This is a genomic window from Pseudoalteromonas sp. SG43-1, assembly GCF_014164415.1.
Taxonomy (GTDB): Bacteria; Pseudomonadota; Gammaproteobacteria; order Enterobacterales; family Alteromonadaceae; genus Pseudoalteromonas; species Pseudoalteromonas distincta.
Window position 1 is genome coordinate 59,341 of the sequence record NZ_JACJFD010000015.1, and the last position, 18,464, is coordinate 77,804.

General features: G+C 40.2%; 17 protein-coding genes. 13 read left to right on the forward strand and 4 right to left on the reverse strand.

The annotated features are described in order from the left end of the window. The first annotated feature begins 8 nt into the window (after positions 1-8). The 9 genes from ftsB to rpoS are packed head-to-tail and all read left to right on the forward strand — an operon-like array spanning position 9 to position 6,367. The gene (gene ftsB / locus H5159_RS11830; RefSeq protein WP_182780329.1) at positions 9-296 is read left to right on the forward strand and encodes a cell division protein FtsB; all 288 of its coding nucleotides are present in this window, start codon (positions 9-11) and stop codon (positions 294-296) included. After that, positions 286-987 (forward strand): 2-C-methyl-D-erythritol 4-phosphate cytidylyltransferase, encoded by a 702-nt coding sequence (gene ispD / locus H5159_RS11835; protein WP_182673805.1) that lies wholly within the window; start codon positions 286-288, stop codon positions 985-987. Before ftsB ends, ispD begins: the two co-directional genes overlap by 11 nt. Then, positions 984-1,481 (forward strand): 2-C-methyl-D-erythritol 2,4-cyclodiphosphate synthase, encoded by a 498-nt coding sequence (ispF, locus tag H5159_RS11840; RefSeq protein ID WP_024604077.1) that lies wholly within the window; start codon positions 984-986, stop codon positions 1,479-1,481. Before ispD ends, ispF begins: the two co-directional genes overlap by 4 nt. Continuing rightward, on the forward strand, positions 1,478-2,530 hold the full coding sequence (gene truD, locus H5159_RS11845) for a tRNA pseudouridine(13) synthase TruD (protein WP_182768998.1): 1,053 nt from the start codon (positions 1,478-1,480) through the stop codon (positions 2,528-2,530). Before ispF ends, truD begins: the two co-directional genes overlap by 4 nt. Next, the gene (surE, locus tag H5159_RS11850) at positions 2,511-3,275 is read left to right on the forward strand and encodes a 5'/3'-nucleotidase SurE (RefSeq protein WP_024600608.1); all 765 of its coding nucleotides are present in this window, start codon (positions 2,511-2,513) and stop codon (positions 3,273-3,275) included. Before truD ends, surE begins: the two co-directional genes overlap by 20 nt. Continuing rightward, entirely contained in the window at positions 3,265-3,903 is a 639-nt protein-coding gene (locus H5159_RS11855) for a protein-L-isoaspartate(D-aspartate) O-methyltransferase (RefSeq protein ID WP_002958958.1), read from the forward strand. The genes surE and H5159_RS11855 overlap by 11 nt, the downstream gene beginning before the upstream one ends. A gap of 9 nt (positions 3,904-3,912) precedes the next feature. Beyond that, on the forward strand, positions 3,913-4,491 hold the full coding sequence (locus tag H5159_RS11860) for a YqaA family protein (protein ID WP_182780330.1): 579 nt from the start codon (positions 3,913-3,915) through the stop codon (positions 4,489-4,491). Between the two features lie 41 nt (positions 4,492-4,532). Beyond that, positions 4,533-5,357: a peptidoglycan DD-metalloendopeptidase family protein gene (locus tag H5159_RS11865; RefSeq protein WP_182780331.1), complete on the forward strand. Its 825-nt coding sequence runs from the start codon at positions 4,533-4,535 to the stop codon at positions 5,355-5,357. Between the two features lie 35 nt (positions 5,358-5,392). Next, positions 5,393-6,367 carry an RNA polymerase sigma factor RpoS gene (gene rpoS / locus H5159_RS11870; RefSeq protein WP_002958955.1) on the forward strand — a complete coding sequence of 325 codons (975 nt, stop codon included), beginning with the start codon at positions 5,393-5,395 and terminating at the stop codon, positions 6,365-6,367. Between the two features lie 91 nt (positions 6,368-6,458). Here the strand turns inward: rpoS and mutS are convergent, their stop codons facing one another. After that, complete coding sequence (gene mutS, locus H5159_RS11875) at positions 6,459-9,044, reverse strand: DNA mismatch repair protein MutS (protein WP_182780332.1); 2,586 nt, start codon at positions 9,042-9,044, stop codon at positions 6,459-6,461. Positions 9,045-9,065: 21 nt separating this feature from the next. On the opposite strand from mutS, the gene H5159_RS11880 reads away from it, so the two are divergent. Next, entirely contained in the window at positions 9,066-9,554 is a 489-nt protein-coding gene (locus tag H5159_RS11880; RefSeq protein ID WP_024597314.1) for a CinA family protein, read from the forward strand. 67 nt (positions 9,555-9,621) lie between these two features. Further along, a complete protein-coding gene (recA, locus tag H5159_RS11885) occupies positions 9,622-10,665 on the forward strand; it encodes a recombinase RecA (RefSeq protein WP_002958952.1) in 1,044 nt (347 codons plus the stop codon). A 190-nt stretch (positions 10,666-10,855) separates the two neighbouring features. On the opposite strand, the gene H5159_RS11890 is transcribed toward recA, so the two are convergent. Together H5159_RS11890 and H5159_RS11895 are read right to left on the reverse strand one after the other, a co-directional pair. Then, entirely contained in the window at positions 10,856-12,979 is a 2,124-nt protein-coding gene (locus H5159_RS11890) for a TonB-dependent siderophore receptor (RefSeq protein WP_182780333.1), read from the reverse strand. Positions 12,980-13,198: 219 nt separating this feature from the next. Beyond that, the gene (locus tag H5159_RS11895) at positions 13,199-14,365 is read right to left on the reverse strand and encodes a DcaP family trimeric outer membrane transporter (RefSeq protein ID WP_024600614.1); all 1,167 of its coding nucleotides are present in this window, start codon (positions 14,363-14,365) and stop codon (positions 13,199-13,201) included. Positions 14,366-14,809: 444 nt separating this feature from the next. Here H5159_RS11895 and acs point away from each other — a divergent pair, with 444 nt between their 5' ends. Both acs and H5159_RS11905 read left to right on the forward strand, forming a co-directional pair. Further along, on the forward strand, positions 14,810-16,750 hold the full coding sequence (acs, locus tag H5159_RS11900) for an acetate--CoA ligase (protein ID WP_024597311.1): 1,941 nt from the start codon (positions 14,810-14,812) through the stop codon (positions 16,748-16,750). A 104-nt stretch (positions 16,751-16,854) separates the two neighbouring features. After that, positions 16,855-17,505 carry a response regulator transcription factor gene (locus H5159_RS11905; RefSeq protein ID WP_002958948.1) on the forward strand — a complete coding sequence of 217 codons (651 nt, stop codon included), beginning with the start codon at positions 16,855-16,857 and terminating at the stop codon, positions 17,503-17,505. A gap of 99 nt (positions 17,506-17,604) precedes the next feature. Here H5159_RS11905 and purU read toward each other — a convergent pair whose 3' ends face one another. After that, entirely contained in the window at positions 17,605-18,435 is an 831-nt protein-coding gene (gene purU / locus H5159_RS11910; protein ID WP_024597310.1) for a formyltetrahydrofolate deformylase, read from the reverse strand. Between the last annotated feature and the right edge of the window lie 29 nt (positions 18,436-18,464).

An 18,464-nucleotide genomic window follows, 5' to 3' on the forward strand; every position in this document is an offset into this window, starting at 1 on the left:
AGTGTTAAATGCGTATTTTTCAAGTTGGCTTACTGTGCTTAGCACTGTTTGTACAATACAGGTTATGGTTTGGTCATAATGGCTTACAAGACTACACACGACTAAAAGATGCAGTAACGTCGCATCATCAAACCAACGAAAAACTCATTAAACGTAATAAAGTACTTAAAGCAGATATTGAAGACTTAAAGCTTGGCCAAGAAGGCATTGAAGAGCGTGCACGCAACGAATTGGGAATGATTAAACCGGACGAAACATTTATTCGTGTTTTACCGGGCAAACAATATGACAAATAAACAGACTATTGCAGCAATTGTACCTGCTGCGGGTGTTGGCAGTAGAATGCAGCACAATGCGCCTAAGCAATATATACAATTAGCCGGTAAAACCATTTTAGAACACACCTTAGCTAAACTTTCTCAATTACCTCAATTACGCACTATTGTTGTTGCCCTTAGCGACAGCGACCCCTATTTTGACGAACTCCCACTGCTTGATAATCGCATTGTGCGAGCCAGTGGCGGAAAAGAGCGAGCCGACTCGGTGCTCAATAGCTTGCTTTTTTTAGCGCCTAACCCACCAACATGGGTATTGGTGCATGATGCTGCTCGTCCATTAGTTAATATCAGTGATATAGAACGTTTAATTGATGAATGCATTAACGCTGATGAAGGCGGTATTTTAGCTAGCAAAGTAAAAGACACTATAAAACGCGGCCACACTCATGCCCTACAAACTGTGCCGCGAGATGATTTATGGCAAGCACTTACCCCGCAGTTTTTTAAATATGACGAGCTTAAAAATGCACTGCAAAACGCATTAGCAAGTGGGGCTACTATTACCGATGAAGCCAGTGCAATTGAGTGGGCGGGTAAACCGGTTAAGCTTGTAGCAGGTCGTAGCGATAATATTAAAATAACCACGCCAGAGGATTTAGATCTGGCTGGGTTTTTATTACATAAACAACAAAACGAGAGTGGATTATGATACGAATTGGCCATGGTTTTGACGTACATAAATTTGGCGGCGAAGGCCCGTTAACTATTTGTGGTGAAAAAATTGATTACCCACAGGGCTTTTTAGCGCACTCAGATGGTGATGTTGCTATTCATGCATTATGCGATGCTATTTTAGGCTCACTTGCAATGGGTGATATTGGTAAGCACTTTCCCGATACGGCAAGCGAGTATGAAAATATCGATAGCCGTATTTTACTTCGCCATGTGGTGGGCTTAGCTAAAGAACAAGGTTATGTACTTGGTAATGGCGATGTGACTATTGTTGCTCAGGCACCAAAAATGTTGCCACATATTCAAGCTATGCGCGCTAATTTAGCCAGCGATTTAAATTGCGACCTTAGCCAAATTAACGTTAAAGCCACTACTACCGAAAAGCTAGGCTTTGAAGGGCGCAAAGAAGGTATTTCGAGCCATGCGGTGGTTATTATGAGTAAAGAGCTTGCGAGTACAAAAAACGCATGAGCGATTTAAATTATTTATACGGTGCACCGCTTTCTAAAGCTGATTTTAAAACCACAGCTGAAGACTTTATGGTTGATGAAGACTTAGGTATAGAATTTACCGGCAGTGGCGAACACGTGTGTTTGCAGGTGGTTAAAAAAGGCGAAAATACGCAATACGTTGCAAAGCTAATTGCGCAGCGTGCGGGTGTTTCACCGCGAGACGTAAGCTATGCAGGCATGAAAGATCGCCACGGCGTGTGCTCGCAGTGGTTTAGTGTAAAAGTACCGATTAAAAAGCCTATCGATTTTAGCGATTTAAATAGTGAGAGTATTTTTATTGTGTCGCAACAGCGCCACGACCGTAAGTTACGTACGGGCTGCCACAAAGGTAATAAATTTACTATTACACTTCGTAACGTAACCAACCCTCTTGATATTCTATGCCGTATTAATGCCGTGCGCGCAGGTGTGCCTAATTACTTTGGCGAGCAGCGCTTTGGTCATGGCGGTCATAACTTAGTTATGGCTGAAAAAATGTTTGCCGGTGAGCGTATTCGCGATAAAAAGTTGCGCGGTATTATTATTTCAGCAGCACGATCGCATGTATTTAATCAGTTAGTGAGCCTGCGTGTAAAAGAGCATGGTTTAGCTAAAACAATGCATCGTGAAGTATTTATGCTTAGCGGCAGCAATGCATTTTTTGAAGATGCAATTAATGACGAAAACATAGAGCGATTAGCCACTGGCGATATTATGATGTCGGCACCTATGGTGGGTAAAAGTGAAAAAGGCTTAACCGAGCAAGAAAAAGTATGGCTTGTACCTTACCAAACATGGTGTGATGGTTTAGGTGAGTTAGGCCTTAAAAATGAGCGCCGAATGCTGCGCTTAATTCCACAAAACTTAACTGTTGAAACACTTGATGAAACCACACTAAAACTAAGCTTTGGTTTACCAAAAGGGTGTTTTGCAACCGCATTATTACGTGAGCTGGTGGATTACACAGATGCTAGCCCTCGAGAGCGCAAAGAAAAGGATAATGGCATAAATGAAGATACTGTTAAGTAACGATGATGGCGTAAATGCCAAAGGCATTGCGGTTTTATATCAGGCGCTTATACAAATTGCAGATGTAACCCTTGTTGCACCTGATCGCAACTGTAGTGGTGCGAGTAATTCTTTAACACTTATGAACCCGCTACGAGCGACTACACTCGAAAATGGTTTTATGTCAGTTAATGGCACACCCACTGATTGTGTACATTTAGGTGTAAATCAGCTAGCTGATGAAAAGCCAGATCTAGTTGTTGCAGGTATTAACCATGGTGCCAATTTGGGTGATGACACGCTTTATTCCGGTACTGTTGCCGCTGCAACTGAAGGTCGCCATTTAGGTCTGCCTGCAATTGCGGTATCGCTTTGCTCACATAATGGCGATCATTTTGAAACAGCCGCTGCTGTTACCGTAAATATTATTAAAGGCTTGGCTTCGCATCCGCTTCCAAAAGATCAAATAATAAATATTAATGTGCCAGATATTCCATTAAGTGAATTAAAAGGGGTGCAAGTAACACGTTTAGGTGCTCGTCATAAAGCTGAAACGATGACGAAACAAACCGATCCTTGGGGGCGTGATATTTATTGGTACGGATCGCTTGGCACCGAAAGCGATGCTGGTGAAGGCACCGACTTTTACGCAATCAATAATGGCTATGCCTCAGTTACGCCACTGAGTGTTGATATGACAGCTAAAGATAGCTTAAAGGCAGTAGGAGAATGGTTAGCCGATTTGGAGATTAATCGTGCTCGCTAATTATACCCGCAGTGCTAAAGCGCTTTCTGACTTACTAAAGCGTGAAGGTGTTGAAGATACGCAAGTACTTAGTGCTATAGCTGATATTCCGCGCCATATTTTTATAGATGATGTGCTAAAACACAAAGCCTATGAAAATACAGCGCTCCCTATTGGGCAAGGGCAAACAATTTCTCAGCCTTACATAGTAGCGCGCATGACAGAGCTTCTTCGTTTAGCTGGTGTGCGCAATAAAGTGCTAGAAATAGGTACGGGATCTGGGTATCAAACTGCAATATTGGCCAAAACGTTTACAAAGGTTTACTCGGTAGAGCGTATTAAAACACTTCAGTGGCAGGCAAAAAGACGTTTGCAGCAACTCGATTTATATAATGTAACCATGAAGCATGGCGATGGTTGGCAAGGCTGGCAATCACAAGCGCCGTTTGATGGTATTATAGTGACTGCTGCGGCCTCTAAAGTTCCGCAAGACTTACTTGCTCAGTTGGCCGATGGTGGCGTGTTATTAGCCCCAATTGGTGAGAGCGATCAAAAATTAGTAATGGTTATCCGCAAAGGCGATAATTATAAAGAGCATGTTATTGCTCCCGTTAGATTTGTGCCGTTAGTACCTGGCGATATTGAATAGGAATTCATTTTGAAGTTGTTTACCAAGTTATACGATATGGCCCTAGTGTGGGCAAAACACCGTCATGCGGAACGTTACTTAGCTGCTATGAGCTTTGCAGAATCAGTTTTTTTCCCGATACCACCCGATGTAATGCTTGCACCTATGTCGCTTGCGCAACCAAACAAAGCATGGCGATTTGCAAGCTTTGCCACAATAGCATCGGTTATTGGTGGAGTGGTTGGTTACTTACTTGGTTTTTGGCTATTTGAACCCGTTGTAGAGCCTTTGATTGCACAAATGCACTGGCAAGAAAAGTTTGATATAGCACTAAACTGGTTTAAGGATTACGGTGTTTGGGTTGTGTTTTTAGCCGGTTTTTCGCCTATACCATATAAAGTATTTACGATTGGCGCAGGCGTTTTACAAATGGCATTTTTGCCATTTTTAATAGCATCAGCCATTGGGCGCGGTGCGCGATTCTTTTTAGTTTCAGGCTTAATGAAGTGGGGCGGAGCTCAAATGGAGCGAAAATTACGTCAGTATATTGAAATACTTGGTTGGGGATTAGTGGTATTAATTGCGCTAGCTTACTTTTTATTGCGTTAAGCGTTAAAAATATCAATTTTCTAATTTAGGGGAAAAATACAATGAATAAACAGTGTTTACTGTATATAACTATATTTATTAGTATTTTTCTCTTTGGTTGCTCTTCTCGCCATGTTCCTGCACCTGTTAGTAGCTTAAATAATAATGTTAATGATTTAGGTCATACTGTTAACATTAATGGGGCTAGCTATAAAGTACAAAAAGGAGATACGCTCTACTCTATTGCCTTTAGTGCTGGGCAAGACTTTAGGGAGTTGGCAAAAAACAATTCAATTCCATCACCTTACACAATTTTCCCTGGGCAAAACATCTCCTTACTCCCTAAGCCCGAAAAAACAAAAAGGGATGGAAATTATACGAATTCGAGTAAAAAGTCTATAAAAAAATTACAAAAAAATAACAAAATTTTAAAGAAAGAGCTTGATCCCCCAAAACAACGAGAGTATGTTCAGAAACAAGCCAGTAACAAAATTAGTAATACTAAACGTTTGTCGAGCAGTAAAGTTAAGTGGTTTTGGCCTGCACAGGGCAAAATTACCAAACGCTTTTCTAATAAGGAAAACGGTTATAAAGGTTTACAGATTACTAATCGCAAAGGGGCTTCAGTCTTAGCTGCGGCACAAGGAACAGTGGTATACGCGGGTAACGCCCTTCGAGGTTATGGTAGTTTAATCATATTGAAACATAATGATGATTACCTAAGTGCTTATGCACATAACTCGAAATTACTTGTTAAAGAAAAGCAGAAAGTTAAGGCAGGACAAAAAATAGCAGAAATTGGTAATTCAGAATCTCCGGTCACCGCGCTTCGCTTTGAAATCCGCTACCGAGGGCAAGCTGTCAATCCTGCTAAATACCTACCCTAATTTTTAGGTATTGATAATTGCTCGGGAGAAGGCTTATGGCTAGCGCAGCAAAACTTGACAAACATACTACGACTGACGAAAAGTTCGATGACATCGATGTTGATGAAAGCACAGCTCTACTAGATAAAGTAGACGACGATGAAATCTTTGCTAAAGAAGAAGTAACTAAAAATCTTGACGCAACTCAACTTTATTTAGGCGAAATTGGTTTTTCTCCTTTGCTTAGTGCTGAAGAAGAAGTGTTTTTTTCTCGCAAATCACTTCGAGGGTGTGAAGCCTCACGTAAACGTATGATTGAAAGTAACTTACGTTTGGTTGTTAAAATAGCACGTCGTTACAATAATCGCGGCCTTGCTCTACTTGATTTAATTGAAGAGGGTAACTTAGGCTTAATTCGCGCAGTTGAAAAATTTGACCCTGAGCGTGGATTTAGATTCTCTACTTACGCTACATGGTGGATACGTCAAACAATTGAACGTGCCATTATGAACCAAACGCGTACCATTCGCTTACCTATTCATGTAGTTAAAGAGCTTAATGTTTATTTACGTACAGCGCGTGAGTTAACTCAAAAGCTTGACCATGAGCCAACAGCTGACGAAATTGCAGCTTGCCTAGATAGACCCGTTGAAGACGTTACTAAAATGCTACGTTTAAACGAAAGAATTGCATCAGTAGACATGCCTATTGGTGGTGAAAACGACAGTGTACTACTTGATATCATTCCTGATGAAAAAAGTGCTGGTCCTGAAGGCGAAGTACAAAATAATGATATTAATAAACATATTGTTGATTGGTTAGGTGAATTAAACCCTAAACAACGTGAAGTGTTAGCACGTCGATTTGGACTGCTTGGCTATGAGCCATCTACACTTGAAGATGTAGGTCGTGAAATAGGCTTAACACGTGAGCGAGTAAGACAAATTCAGGTAGAGGCATTACGTCGTCTAAAAGACATTTTGCAACAAGAAGGTTTAAGTACAGATAGCTTGTTTAATCAGTTTTCGTAACTAGTTAAATAGTTTAAGAGACTATGTGTGTTAAAAAGCCGAAGAGTTTATTCTTCGGCTTTTTTTATGCTTGTAAATTAGGTGATATAAATTACAGCAATGCTTTTAGTTTATATAACAAATCGTGCGCTTGGCGTGGCGATAAATTATCAGGGTCGATTGCGCTTAACTGCTCTTCAACTTCAGAAGGTGTACTTTGTGCAATTTCGTTATTAAAAGTAAAGGCTTGTTGCTCTGTATTTGGTGCAGTAACGCTTTGATGATTTTCAAGCAACTTAAGTTTTTGCTTTGCTTGTGCAATCACAGCTTTTGGCACACCTGCAAGAGCTGCTACTTGTAAACCAAAGCTTTTGCTTGCTGCACCGTCGAGAACTGTATGCATAAACGCAATCGTGTCATTATGCTCTATTGCATCAAGGTGTACGTTTACAAGGCCCGTAGTTTGCTCAGCAAGTTCTGTTAATTCAAAGTAGTGCGTAGCAAACAATGTTTTAGCAGATATTTTTGATGCTAAATGATCGGCTGTTGCATACGCAAGAGAGAGTCCATCGTAAGTACTTGTACCGCGACCAATCTCATCCATTAATACTAAAGACTGCGCAGTTGCATTATTTAAAATCGTTGCTGTTTCGGTCATTTCTACCATGAAGGTTGAACGCCCTGATGCTAAATCATCGCTTGCACCAATACGTGTAAATATGCGGTCGATATTACCAATTTTAGCGCTGTCAGCGGGTACATAACTGCCAATGTGAGCCATTAAAACAATAAGTGCCGTTTGGCGCATATAGGTTGATTTACCGCCCATGTTTGGACCGGTAATAATTAGCATTTTACGTTGGCTGTTTAATTCAACAGGGTTAGCAATAAACGGTTCTTTCATTACTTGTTCAACAACAGGGTGACGACCTTGCTTAATGCTTATATTGTCGTTATCGCACAATTCTGGTTTTGCATAATTGAGTGCGAATGCACGCTCAGCTAAATTGTTTAAAACGTCTAAATCGGCCAATGCTGCTGCCATCATTTGCAACTGCTCAATATGTGGAGCAATAAATCTAAACAGCTCCTCGTATAGTTGTTTTTCAAGCGCGAGAGCTTTTGATTGGCTACCGAGTACTTTATCCTCGTGCTCTTTAAGCTCTGGAATAATGTAGCGTTCGTTATTTTTAAGCGTTTGGCGACGAATGTAGTCGGCTGGCACTAAGTGCGCATTAGCTCTACTTACTTCAATAAAAAAGCCATGTACGCGGTTATAACCAATTTTAAGCGTACTAATGCCCGTACGTTCGCGCTCTCGCAGTTCTAATTGCTCAAGGACATCAGTGGCACCTTTGCTTAAGTTACGCCACTCATCAAGTTCACTATTGTAACCTGGAGCAATAACACCACCGTCACGAATAAGTACCGGTGGGTTTTCTATCACAGCTCGTTCTAATAACGCTTGTAAATCAGGGAGTTCAGGCGAGTGCTTGATGATACCTGCTATACGAGGATCGTTAGCGTCAGCTAACAAAGTATGCAGTGGTGCAAGTGCTTGTAGCGCACTGCGCAGGCGAGTTAAATCACGCGGGCGTGCAGTACATAAAGCTAGGCGTGCAATAACACGCTCTACATCACCAATCTCTTTTAATGATTCGTGTAATTCACCGCAAAGCTGCGCATCTAAAATAGCGCTAATGGCATTTAAACGTGAATTTAGCTCGTCTTTATTACGAATTGGTGTATGAATACGGCGCTTAAGTAAGCGAGAACCCATAGGTGTGGCTGTTTTATCAAGTACTTGAGCAAGTGTATTTTCAAACCCGCCCGATAAATTAACAGTTAATTCTAAATTTTTACGGGTAGCGGCATCTAAAATAACAGCGTGTTCGTTGTGCTCAAGCGTAATTGCACGAATATGCGGCAGTGCAATACGTTGTGTATCTTTTACGTATTGCATTAGGCAACCTGCAGCAACAAGTGCGCTATGGGCTTTATCAACACCAAAGCCAACTAAATCTTTAGTACCAAACTGATCGCATAATAAATGCTGAGCCGTATCTAAGTCGAACTCCCACTCTGGGCGACGGCGAGCGCCTTTTATATGTTCAATTATATGAACGTTTTCAAAGCTTTCGCTATACAGAAGTTCGGCTGGTGATAGGCGCTGAATAGTTGAGCTAAAGGCTTCGTCGGTATTTACCTCGACAATATTAAAACGACCAGAGTTAATGTCTAAATAAGCAATCCCGTATAAGCCTTTTTTACTTTGCCAAACGCTGGTAAGGAGATTGTCTTGTCGTTCTTGTAAAAGCGCTTCATCAGAAATTGTACCGGGTGTAACTATACGCACTACTTTACGATCAACAGGGCCTTTACTGGTTGCAGGGTCTCCCACTTGTTCGCAGATAGCGACTGATTCACCCATTTGGACTAGACGTGCTAAGTAGTTTTCTACCGCATGGTAGGGTACGCCCGCCATAGGGATAGGATCGCCGCCAGCTTTACCACGATGAGTTTGCGAAATATCGAGTAATTGAGCGGCGCGTTTAGCGTCATCAAAAAAAAGTTCGTAAAAATCGCCCATACGATAAAACAATAAAATATCGCGATGCTCTGATTTTATTTTTAGATACTGCTGCATCATAGGGGTTTGTTGTTTTATAGTGTGTGGTGCATAAAGATCAAACGACATGTATTTACCCAAAGGCTGAATATGGAATTACATCAAGAGATTAAAACACTTGCTGCGCAATTAGGCGCTATTTTAACGGATAAATGCTTATGGATCACTACTGCTGAGTCATGTACTGGTGGCGGAGTGAGTTATGCGCTTACCGATACACCTGGAAGCTCAGCTTATATCGACCGTGCATTTGTCACTTATAGTAACCAAGCAAAGCAAGATTTGCTCAATGTTAGTGCTAGTACATTAAATCAATACGGTGCTGTGAGCGAGCAAACAGTCCATGAAATGGCAGTAGGTGCTATTAAAGCAACAAACGCTAATATATCTATAGCTGTATCGGGCATTGCAGGGCCTGGCGGGGCGACAGAAGGTAAACCTGTTGGACTTGTATGGTTTGGCATACAAATTGATGACAAAGTACTGACCTTTAAACAAATATTTACTGGTGATAGGGCTCAAGTAAGACTGCAAGCTATTGTATTTGCATTAAAAAGTGTAATAGATGAGATAAAATGAAAAAATTAGCTTGATACTGTGATTTCATACAGTATACTTGTTCGCATTAGCTGGATTGGAGAACAAAATGAACGATAACAAACAAAAAGCGTTAGACGCAGCACTATCACAAATTGAACGTCAATTTGGTAAAGGCTCAATTATGAAATTGGGTGACAACAAAGCGTTAAACATTGAATCTGTATCTACAGGTTCACTAGGTATTGATATTGCCTTAGGCATAGGTGGCTTACCTATGGGACGTATTGTTGAAGTGTATGGTCCTGAGTCATCTGGTAAAACAACGCTTACTTTACAAGTTATCGCAGAAGCTCAAAAAGAAGGTAAAACATGTGCCTTTATTGATGCTGAGCATGCTCTTGATCCTGTATATGCACAAAAACTAGGTGTAAATATTGATGATCTTTTTGTATCTCAACCTGATACAGGTGAGCAAGCACTAGAAATTTGTGACATGTTAGTACGTTCAAGCGCAGTAGACGTTGTTATTATTGACTCGGTTGCTGCACTTACACCAAAAGCTGAGATTGAAGGCGACATGGGCGACTCGCACATGGGCTTGCAAGCACGTTTAATGTCACAAGCATTACGTAAGCTTACTGGTAATATTAAACGCTCTAACACGTTATGTATTTTCATTAACCAAATCCGTATGAAAATTGGTGTTATGTTTGGTAACCCAGAAACAACAACGGGTGGTAATGCACTTAAGTTTTACGCATCGGTACGTATTGATATTCGTCGTATTGGTTCGGTGAAAGAAGGTGATGAAGTTGTTGGTAACGAAACCCGCGTTAAAATTGTTAAAAACAAAGTAGCGCCGCCATTTAAACAAGCTGAATTTATCATCATGTATGGCGAAGGTATTTCTAAGCAAGGCGAGTTAATTGATTTAGGTGTTAAGCATAAAATTGTTGAAAAAGCAGGTGCTTGGTACAGTTACAGTGGCAACAAGGTTGGCCAAGGTAAATCTAACTCAATTAAGTTTTTGAAAGAAAACCCAGAAATTGCAGATGAGATCGAAGGTAAGTTACGCGAAATGCTTTTACTAAAAGCAACTATTGAACCTGAAGACGGTGAAGATAAGTTAGGCGACGATCCAGATCTTTAAACTGCACCCAAATGAGTTTTTAAGCTTGATTTGACCCGAGCTTTGAAAAGCGCTAATCAGTAATGATTAGCGCTTTTTTGTTATTAAAAACTTACATCAGGTTAGATAAAATAAAAACGACACATTAAAAATGTGTCGTTTTTTTCTATTGAATTAAAAAAATCTAGAGTCTTTAATTAATCAAATATATTTATAATTGCCAGTTTACAGATAGGGCGTAGTTACGAGGTGCACCGTAGTAACCTTGTGCCCAGTACAGGCTGTGCAAATATTTTTCACCGGTGGTGTTATTTACGTTGAAAGTGACTCCTACGTTATCTGTAATTTCGTAAGTGGCCATTAAATCAAGTAACCCGTATGCATCTTGGTGAGTAGTGACGCTTGCAATACCATTTGTATCTTCGACTTGAACTCGGCTAGTTGAATCCTGCCAGCGATAGTTTGCACCAAATGATAAACCATCAACTAAAGGTACTTGGTAGGTTGCGGCCACTTTAAGTTGATTTTCAGGTGTGTAATCTTTAACTAAATCATCACCATCAATAGTTAGGTTACTAAAACTTACACTTGCGCTTAAATCATCTGTTATTCGACCACTTAGTTCAACTTCAAAGCCGTTGCTGTTAATACCATCTGCTGCATAATAACGCGTATCACTAGGTAGTGAGTCGGGTAAAGCTATGGCAAGCCCTTCCTGCTTTGCATCGAAGTAAGCAAAAGTTACGAAAATTTGGTCATCAAGTAACTGTGCTTTTATACCAACTTCACTGCTTTTACCTATTACGGGAGCTAATTGGTTGGCATTAATATCAAGCTCTTTTTGCGGTACAAATGTTTCTGTGTAGCTTGCATAAGCTGATAGAGACTCGTTAAAGTCGTACACCGTGCCAATATAAGGAATAACTTCAGAGTCGCTTCTTGTTTGTTCAACACCGTAAGCACTCCCTTTTGTTTTCCAATCGGTATAACGCACACCAGCGAGCACACTTAAAGGCTCACTTAATTTAATGCGAGTAGATATGTAAGCTGATTTTTGCTCGTTAGTAATATCACTACCATCTAAGCCATCAGCAAGTGTTGCCTCTGGTACTACACCATCCCACGTTTTAAGTGATGGCATAGCTGGAAAACCATTGCCTGTAGTGTAATCGTAAAGAGACTGCTCGTTGTAATCCATTTTAGCTTGGCTAACACCAAATGATAGGTCGTGCTCTTGGCCAAATAAATCAAACTTACCACTGGCATATAAATCAAATAAGTCATGCTTATCTTCGTAATCATAACGGCTAGCATAACCTGTTAAACCAAGTTCAGTATCTTTATCAGGGGTGCCGTATACGTAGAACAACTCTGAGTCTTGTTCGTTTTCGATGTGAGCATAACGTGCTCTAGCTACCCATGTTGCCGATAAGTTTTGTTCAAGTGTTACATATACTTGCTCAGCACTGTTATCCCAGTAAGACCAGTCAGCAGCAGTGCTGGTTGATTCGTCGTAATCGGTTGCTGTTCCGTCTGTATAATAAAGAGGTAGTGCACCCCACAGCGGGCTATCTGCGTCTTTTTGTTGGTTAACATAGTTAACGCTTAATAATGTGTTGTCTGTTAATTTGCCTTCGTAGGCTAAGTAAACAATGGTTTTATCTGTTTCGTAGCGATCTAAATATGAGTCAGCTTTTTGCTTTGTAAATACAGCGCGTACAGCGTGGGCTTCATTTATTGGCGTAGATACATCTAAATCTAAACGTTTTTTATTCCATGAGCCATAAGATGCTGATGCATTTGCCTGTGTTGTATAAGTTGGCTTTTTTAAAACCATGTTTACAGTTGCAGAAGGATTACCAGCGCCAGTCATTAAACCATTAGCACCGCGAACTATCTCTACACGGTCATAAATTGATGTATCAAGACTGCCTTGAATAGAGCCTGAGCTTTGTGGGATCCCTAAGCCATCAACTTGAAAGTTCGTAATTTCAAAACCACGGGCCTTAAAGTAAGTACGATCTGTTTCTATTTGCTCTACTGTTACGCCTGGCGTGCTTTCAAGTACTGAGTTTATATCGTCTAGTGAAAAGTCGTCCATTAATGCGCGTGAAACTACCGAGATTGATTGTGGTGTTTCTTTAATTGTTAAACCTAGTTTGGTAGCCGATTGCGCTTCTTCAGTAATGTAGTTTTTATGATGCTGACCATATACCGCAATTTTTTCGAGAGGTTCAGATTTTACATTTGCCTCATCAGCAAGTGCATAACCAGATAAAATTAAAGAAGTAGCAAAGCTTAGTTTAGATAAACGCAAAACTTGAGGGGACGACATAAGTTTTTCCAGTTAGTTCAAAAGAAGTGCGTAACTTAATCTAAATGATATCGATTTGCAATTGTGTTTGGTGTTTTTATCAATAATAATTCTATTTTTTTGGATTTTAGCGCCACATATAAAGATTTTAGGTACGAATTGATGAATTATATAGAACTCAATCTCGCTTATAAAAAAAGCGGCCTAGGCCGCTTTTTAAAGTAGTTAGCTTTTTAGCTATTAAAAAGAGTATTTAACAGAAAACTGTAAGCGGTCTAAATCGCCATCAACGCCGCTTTCAGTTTCACGCTCAGCATGCTTTAGCTCAGCACCAAAAGTTAGACGTTTAACCGGTGAGTATAGAATGTTAGCGCTATAGCTTTGGCTTGATTCAGTCGGATCACCAGAAATAGCTAATAAATCAGTGTTGTTATCAGCACTGAAGAATGAATATAAGAAAGTTGAACGCCATTGGCTTGTCCACTTGTGCTGGTAAGCAACAAAACCAGAAGTCGAATCAATTGCATCTAGTTCATCGCCATTAAGTACTGCACCGTGAGCAACGTTTAAGCCTACGTAACGGCCTAAGCCTTTACCTTGAGTAAGCATAAATTTAAGGTTGTCTTCACCAAGGTTTATTTTACCTGATGCACTAATACCAAAAGAAGTTTCATCTGCATCAACACTGCCTACTTTATAAGTAAGTTGGCGAGCAAGCGCTGCAACCACAATGTTACCCCAATCGGCTTTGTGTGTGTAACGAGCTGTAAAGTCAGGCAATGATGCATCATCAGTTACTACCATACCGCTAGTAGTAGAAATTGTACTTTCTGGGTTTTCTAATGAAAACGACCATGCTCCAGTGGTGTATTTAATTTGCGATTGACGCACGAACACAGTGCCCTCAGCAGGGCCTACAAAATCAAGCGTTTCAGCAAGCGCCCCCACGTTTTGGAAGTTAGACCATGTTTGACCAAATAACCAACCATCGTAAGTCACAAACGCATGGCGAATACGCGGGGCGTAAGAATTTGAAACTCGCTCATTACCGCCAGCAGCCGAGGCCAAAAAGTCAATTTCAATTTTAGTATTAACGGTTTTACCGTTATCCATAACAGTGGCTGTGCCAAAGTTAAAACGTGACTCACGAGCATGCATATCAAATACAGCATCTGAGCTGTTATCATCGCCAACTGTTAACGTACTTGGTACGTAAAAGTCACGACCTACGTTTGAGCCTGCAGGCGCACCCGCTGAATAATCACTCCACATAGAGTCGAGTTTAATGTATCCACCGTAAGTAAATTCCGTATCACCAATTTTTGCGGCAGTCGCTGCATAAGCAGTGCTTGATAATGCACATAATACAGCGCTTGCTGCTAATGTTTTTAATGGGGTAAATTTCATTGTGGTGTCCTTTATAGGCTACTTGTTGTTTGTTGCTTTTTTTTTCATGTAAGGTTGTATTACTTGCTACTAGTATTACTTACGAATAAAAAAGGGTGTTAATTTGGCTTTTCAATACACATATTGTTTTCATTCGTTAAATAAAGCTTTAGCAAGTAATACCGCAAATATCTTTATTAAAAAGTACACAAACACTTTTGAATATGTGCAATATTTACTCAATTACCTATTGGTCTATAAGACTAAGGTTTTAGAGTTGATTAGTTTGCATTTACTTACATTTAACGCGTTGTATTATTTATGTAAAAAAATTGAAAGCAGGTGGATTATAAACTACAAATGAGTAAATTGGAGTAGAGTACAACTAAGGTCTAATACTTAATAAAGTACTGCTGAGTAATCCTTGATAAAAGCTTAAGGCAAGTAATTTAAATGGAGACGAAGATGTCACAAAGTATCTATCCAGTTCCTGCGCATATTAAAGATGCGACTCTCATTGATAAAAATAAATATAATACGCTTTATAAGCAATCTATTGATGACCCTGAAAGTTTTTGGCGTGAGCATGGCAAACGCCTCGATTGGTCTACTCCTTACACTAAAGTTAAAAACACCTCTTTTGATAAAGGCCACATCAGTATTAAATGGTATGAAGATGGCTATTTAAATGCGTCTTACAACTGTATTGACCGCCACTTAAAAACGAAAGCAGACAAAATTGCGCTTATTTGGGAAGGAGATGATCCTTCTCAAAGTGAGAACATTACTTATCAAAAACTTCATGACGAAGTGGCTAAATTTGCCAATGGTTTAAAAAAACTGGGTGTACAAAAAGGTGACCGCGTAGCTATTTATATGCCAATGACCCCACAAGCGGTGTATGCAATGCAAGCTTGTGCACGTATTGGTGCTATTCATTCTGTTGTATTTGGTGGTTTTTCACCATCGGCTATTGCTGATCGTATTAGAGATTCTGGTGCTAAGGTTGTTATTACTTCTGATGAGGGACGCAGAGCAGGAAATTGTGTTCCATTAAAAGCAAATGTAGATGAAGCGGTAGCGCAAGAAACTGTAACCACAATTGAACACGTTATTGTGCATCAATTAACAGGCGGTGAAGTTGATTGGAATGAGCACGATATATGGTGGCACGAGCTAGTTGCTGACTTACCAGCACAGTGTGAGCCAGAGCCAATGAATGCTGAAGATCCTTTGTTTATATTGTATACATCAGGTTCTACTGGTCAGCCTAAAGGTGTTGTACATACTACAGGTGGCTACTTAGTTTACTCATCAATGACACATGAATACGTATTTGATTTAAAAGAAGATGATGTGTATTGGTGTAGTGCCGATGTAGGTTGGATCACAGGCCACAGTTACATTGCGTACGGGCCATTAGTAAACGGTTGTACTCAGGTTTTATTTGAAGGTGTCCCCACTTATCCAACTGCAGGGCGTATGGGCGAAGTAGTTGATAAACACGGCGTTACTATTTTATATACCGCCCCTACAGCAATTAGAGCACTAATGGCTAAAGGTGATGAGCCTACAGCTTCGTCACATCGCGATAGTTTACGTATTTTAGGTTCAGTAGGTGAGCCAATAAATCCAGAAGCGTGGACATGGTATTACGAGAGTATTGGTAAATCTAATTGCCCGATTGTTGATACATGGTGGCAAACAGAAACCGGTGGCATTATGATCACACCACTTCCGGGCGCTACTGATACAAAACCAGGTTCTGCAACACATCCATTTTTTGGTATTGCGCCTGCATTATTTGATGCTGAAGGTAATACACTCGAAGGTGCCGTAGATGGTAATTTAGTTATTTTAGATAGTTGGCCATCGCAAGCTCGAACTGTTTATGGCGACCATGAACGTTTTGAACAAACTTATTTTAGCGCCTACCCAGGAGTTTACTTTACAGGCGATGGTTGTCGTCGTGATGAAGATGGTTATTACTGGATCACAGGTCGTGTGGACGATGTACTTAATGTGTCTGGGCACCGCCTTGGTACTGCCGAAATTGAAAGTGCGTTAGTTGCGCATGAAGCGGTAGCAGAAGCTGCTGTTGTAGGTTACCCGCATGATATTAAAGGCCAAGGTATTTATGTTTACATTACGCCTAACGAAGGTGTAACTGTAAGCGATGAATTAACTAAAGAGGTACGTAATTGGGTTCGTAAAGAGCTCAGCCCAATTGCATCTCCAGATATGATTCAATGGTCACCGGGTTTGCCAAAAACACGTTCAGGCAAGATTATGCGTCGTATTTTACGTAAAATCGCTGCAAATGAGCACCAACAACTCGGTGATACGTCAACGCTTGCCGATCCTTCAGTTGTCGATGAACTAATCGAGAACAGATTAAATCGTTAAATGTGCGTTAAAAACTTGATTACAAGTTGATTCTAAACGTAGTATATCGGCTGTCAGTAAAGGTTTTAAACCTAACTGGCAGCCGAATTTATTAGGAGTGAACCATGAGTCAGTTTTTAATAGCGGACGATCATCCGTTATTTCGTGAAGCACTAAAGGGCGCACTGAGCGCAAAATTTGAGGGTTTAGAGGTTTTTGAATCATCCGATTTTGACAGCACACTGCAAGTGTTAAGCGAGCAAGAGGATCTTGATATATTACTGCTAGACCTTCACATGCCAGGTAATGGTGATTTATATGGTCTTATTCGTATTAGAGAAGAATACCCAAGCTTACCTATTGCCGTTGTTTCGGGTAGTGAAGACGTGAATATCGTTTCTAAAGTAATGGGTTACGGCGCTATGGGTTTTATTCCTAAATCATCATCGTCTGATGATATTGCCAGTGCAATTAACCAAATACTTGAAGGCGATACATGGCTACCAAAAGAGCTAAAAAACAAAGTAGCTGAAATTGAAGGTGAAGATAGAGAAATAGCAGCGCAAGTTGCCTCATTAACGCCTCAACAATACCGAGTGCTGCAATATCTGCACGAAGGTTTACTTAATAAGCAAATTGCTTATGAACTACACATATCAGAAGCGACAGTAAAAGCACACATTACAGCCATATTTAGAAAACTCGGTGTGTACAATCGTACCCAAGCCGTTTTAATTGCCGCTAAATTAAAGCTCGAACCAATAGAGCAGGCATAATTTACATTTAAAAAGTTATTAGCTTATTTATGATAAAAAAATGCCAGCAACAATGCTGGCATTTTTTATATGTAGAATAATTAAGCAGTTGGATTAATGCTAAGAAAACACCACGGTTTTATTACCATTAATAAATAGCTTATGCTCTGAGGCAAGTTGAAGTGCTTTACAAAACACTGTTTTTTCAACATCTTTGCCCATTTTAGCCATCATTTCGGCGGTATTAGCATGTGTAACGCTGGTTACATCTTGCAAAATAATAGGCCCTTCATCAAGCTCATTATTAACAAAGTGAGCGGTAGCACCAATAATTTTTACACCGCGCTCAAATGCTTGATGATAAGGTTTAGCCCCTATAAATGCTGGCAAAAATGAGTGATGAATATTAATTATTTTACCTTCAAATCGACCCACAAATTCAGGACTTAAAATACGCATGTATTTAGCAAGACCAATAATGTCAGGATTGTAACTGGCAATTAAATCGCCTACCTTTTTATCATGTTCGCTACGGGTTAACCCTTCGTGCGATACAACATGAAATGGCACACCAAACCCTTTAGCTAGCGGCTCTAAATCAGCATAGTTAGCAATTACAGCGAGTACTTCAATATTAAGAGTTTGTTCAAATTGCTTTAACAGCATACCACCTAAACAATGAGCTTCTTTAGTTGCCAGTAAAACTACTTTAGTTTTTGCGCCGCAATGTAGCGCAAGTTTAGCGCCTTGTGGCAACAGTGCGCGTAATTGATCTAAAAAGTCGCTTTGTGGCTCACCTGTAAGCTCTGTACGCATAAAAAACCGCTGCGCGTCTTTATCTACAAATTCGTTGTTACGCGTAATGTTTAAATTATTTTTATGGCAAAGCCCTGTAATTTTAGCTATTAAGCCTACATCATCAGCACATTGGGTGGTTAGTATATAGCTCATTGTCCTCATTCTTACCCTGTAATTAATCC

Coding starts and splice junctions, on each gene's coding strand:
- ftsB (WP_182780329.1), top strand. CDS start 9: ATGCGTATTTTTCAAGTTGGCTTACTGTGCTTAGCACTGTTTGTACAA.
- ispD (WP_182673805.1), top strand. CDS start 286: ATGACAAATAAACAGACTATTGCAGCAATTGTACCTGCTGCGGGTGTT.
- ispF (WP_024604077.1), top strand. CDS start 984: ATGATACGAATTGGCCATGGTTTTGACGTACATAAATTTGGCGGCGAA.
- truD (WP_182768998.1), top strand. CDS start 1,478: ATGAGCGATTTAAATTATTTATACGGTGCACCGCTTTCTAAAGCTGAT.
- surE (WP_024600608.1), top strand. CDS start 2,511: ATGAAGATACTGTTAAGTAACGATGATGGCGTAAATGCCAAAGGCATT.
- H5159_RS11865 (WP_182780331.1), top strand. CDS start 4,533: ATGAATAAACAGTGTTTACTGTATATAACTATATTTATTAGTATTTTT.
- rpoS (WP_002958955.1), top strand. CDS start 5,393: ATGGCTAGCGCAGCAAAACTTGACAAACATACTACGACTGACGAAAAG.
- mutS (WP_182780332.1), bottom strand. CDS start 9,044: ATGTCGTTTGATCTTTATGCACCACACACTATAAAACAACAAACCCCT.
- H5159_RS11880 (WP_024597314.1), top strand. CDS start 9,066: ATGGAATTACATCAAGAGATTAAAACACTTGCTGCGCAATTAGGCGCT.
- recA (WP_002958952.1), top strand. CDS start 9,622: ATGAACGATAACAAACAAAAAGCGTTAGACGCAGCACTATCACAAATT.
- H5159_RS11890 (WP_182780333.1), bottom strand. CDS start 12,979: ATGTCGTCCCCTCAAGTTTTGCGTTTATCTAAACTAAGCTTTGCTACT.
- H5159_RS11895 (WP_024600614.1), bottom strand. CDS start 14,365: ATGAAATTTACCCCATTAAAAACATTAGCAGCAAGCGCTGTATTATGT.
- acs (WP_024597311.1), top strand. CDS start 14,810: ATGTCACAAAGTATCTATCCAGTTCCTGCGCATATTAAAGATGCGACT.
- H5159_RS11905 (WP_002958948.1), top strand. CDS start 16,855: ATGAGTCAGTTTTTAATAGCGGACGATCATCCGTTATTTCGTGAAGCA.
- purU (WP_024597310.1), bottom strand. CDS start 18,435: ATGAGCTATATACTAACCACCCAATGTGCTGATGATGTAGGCTTAATA.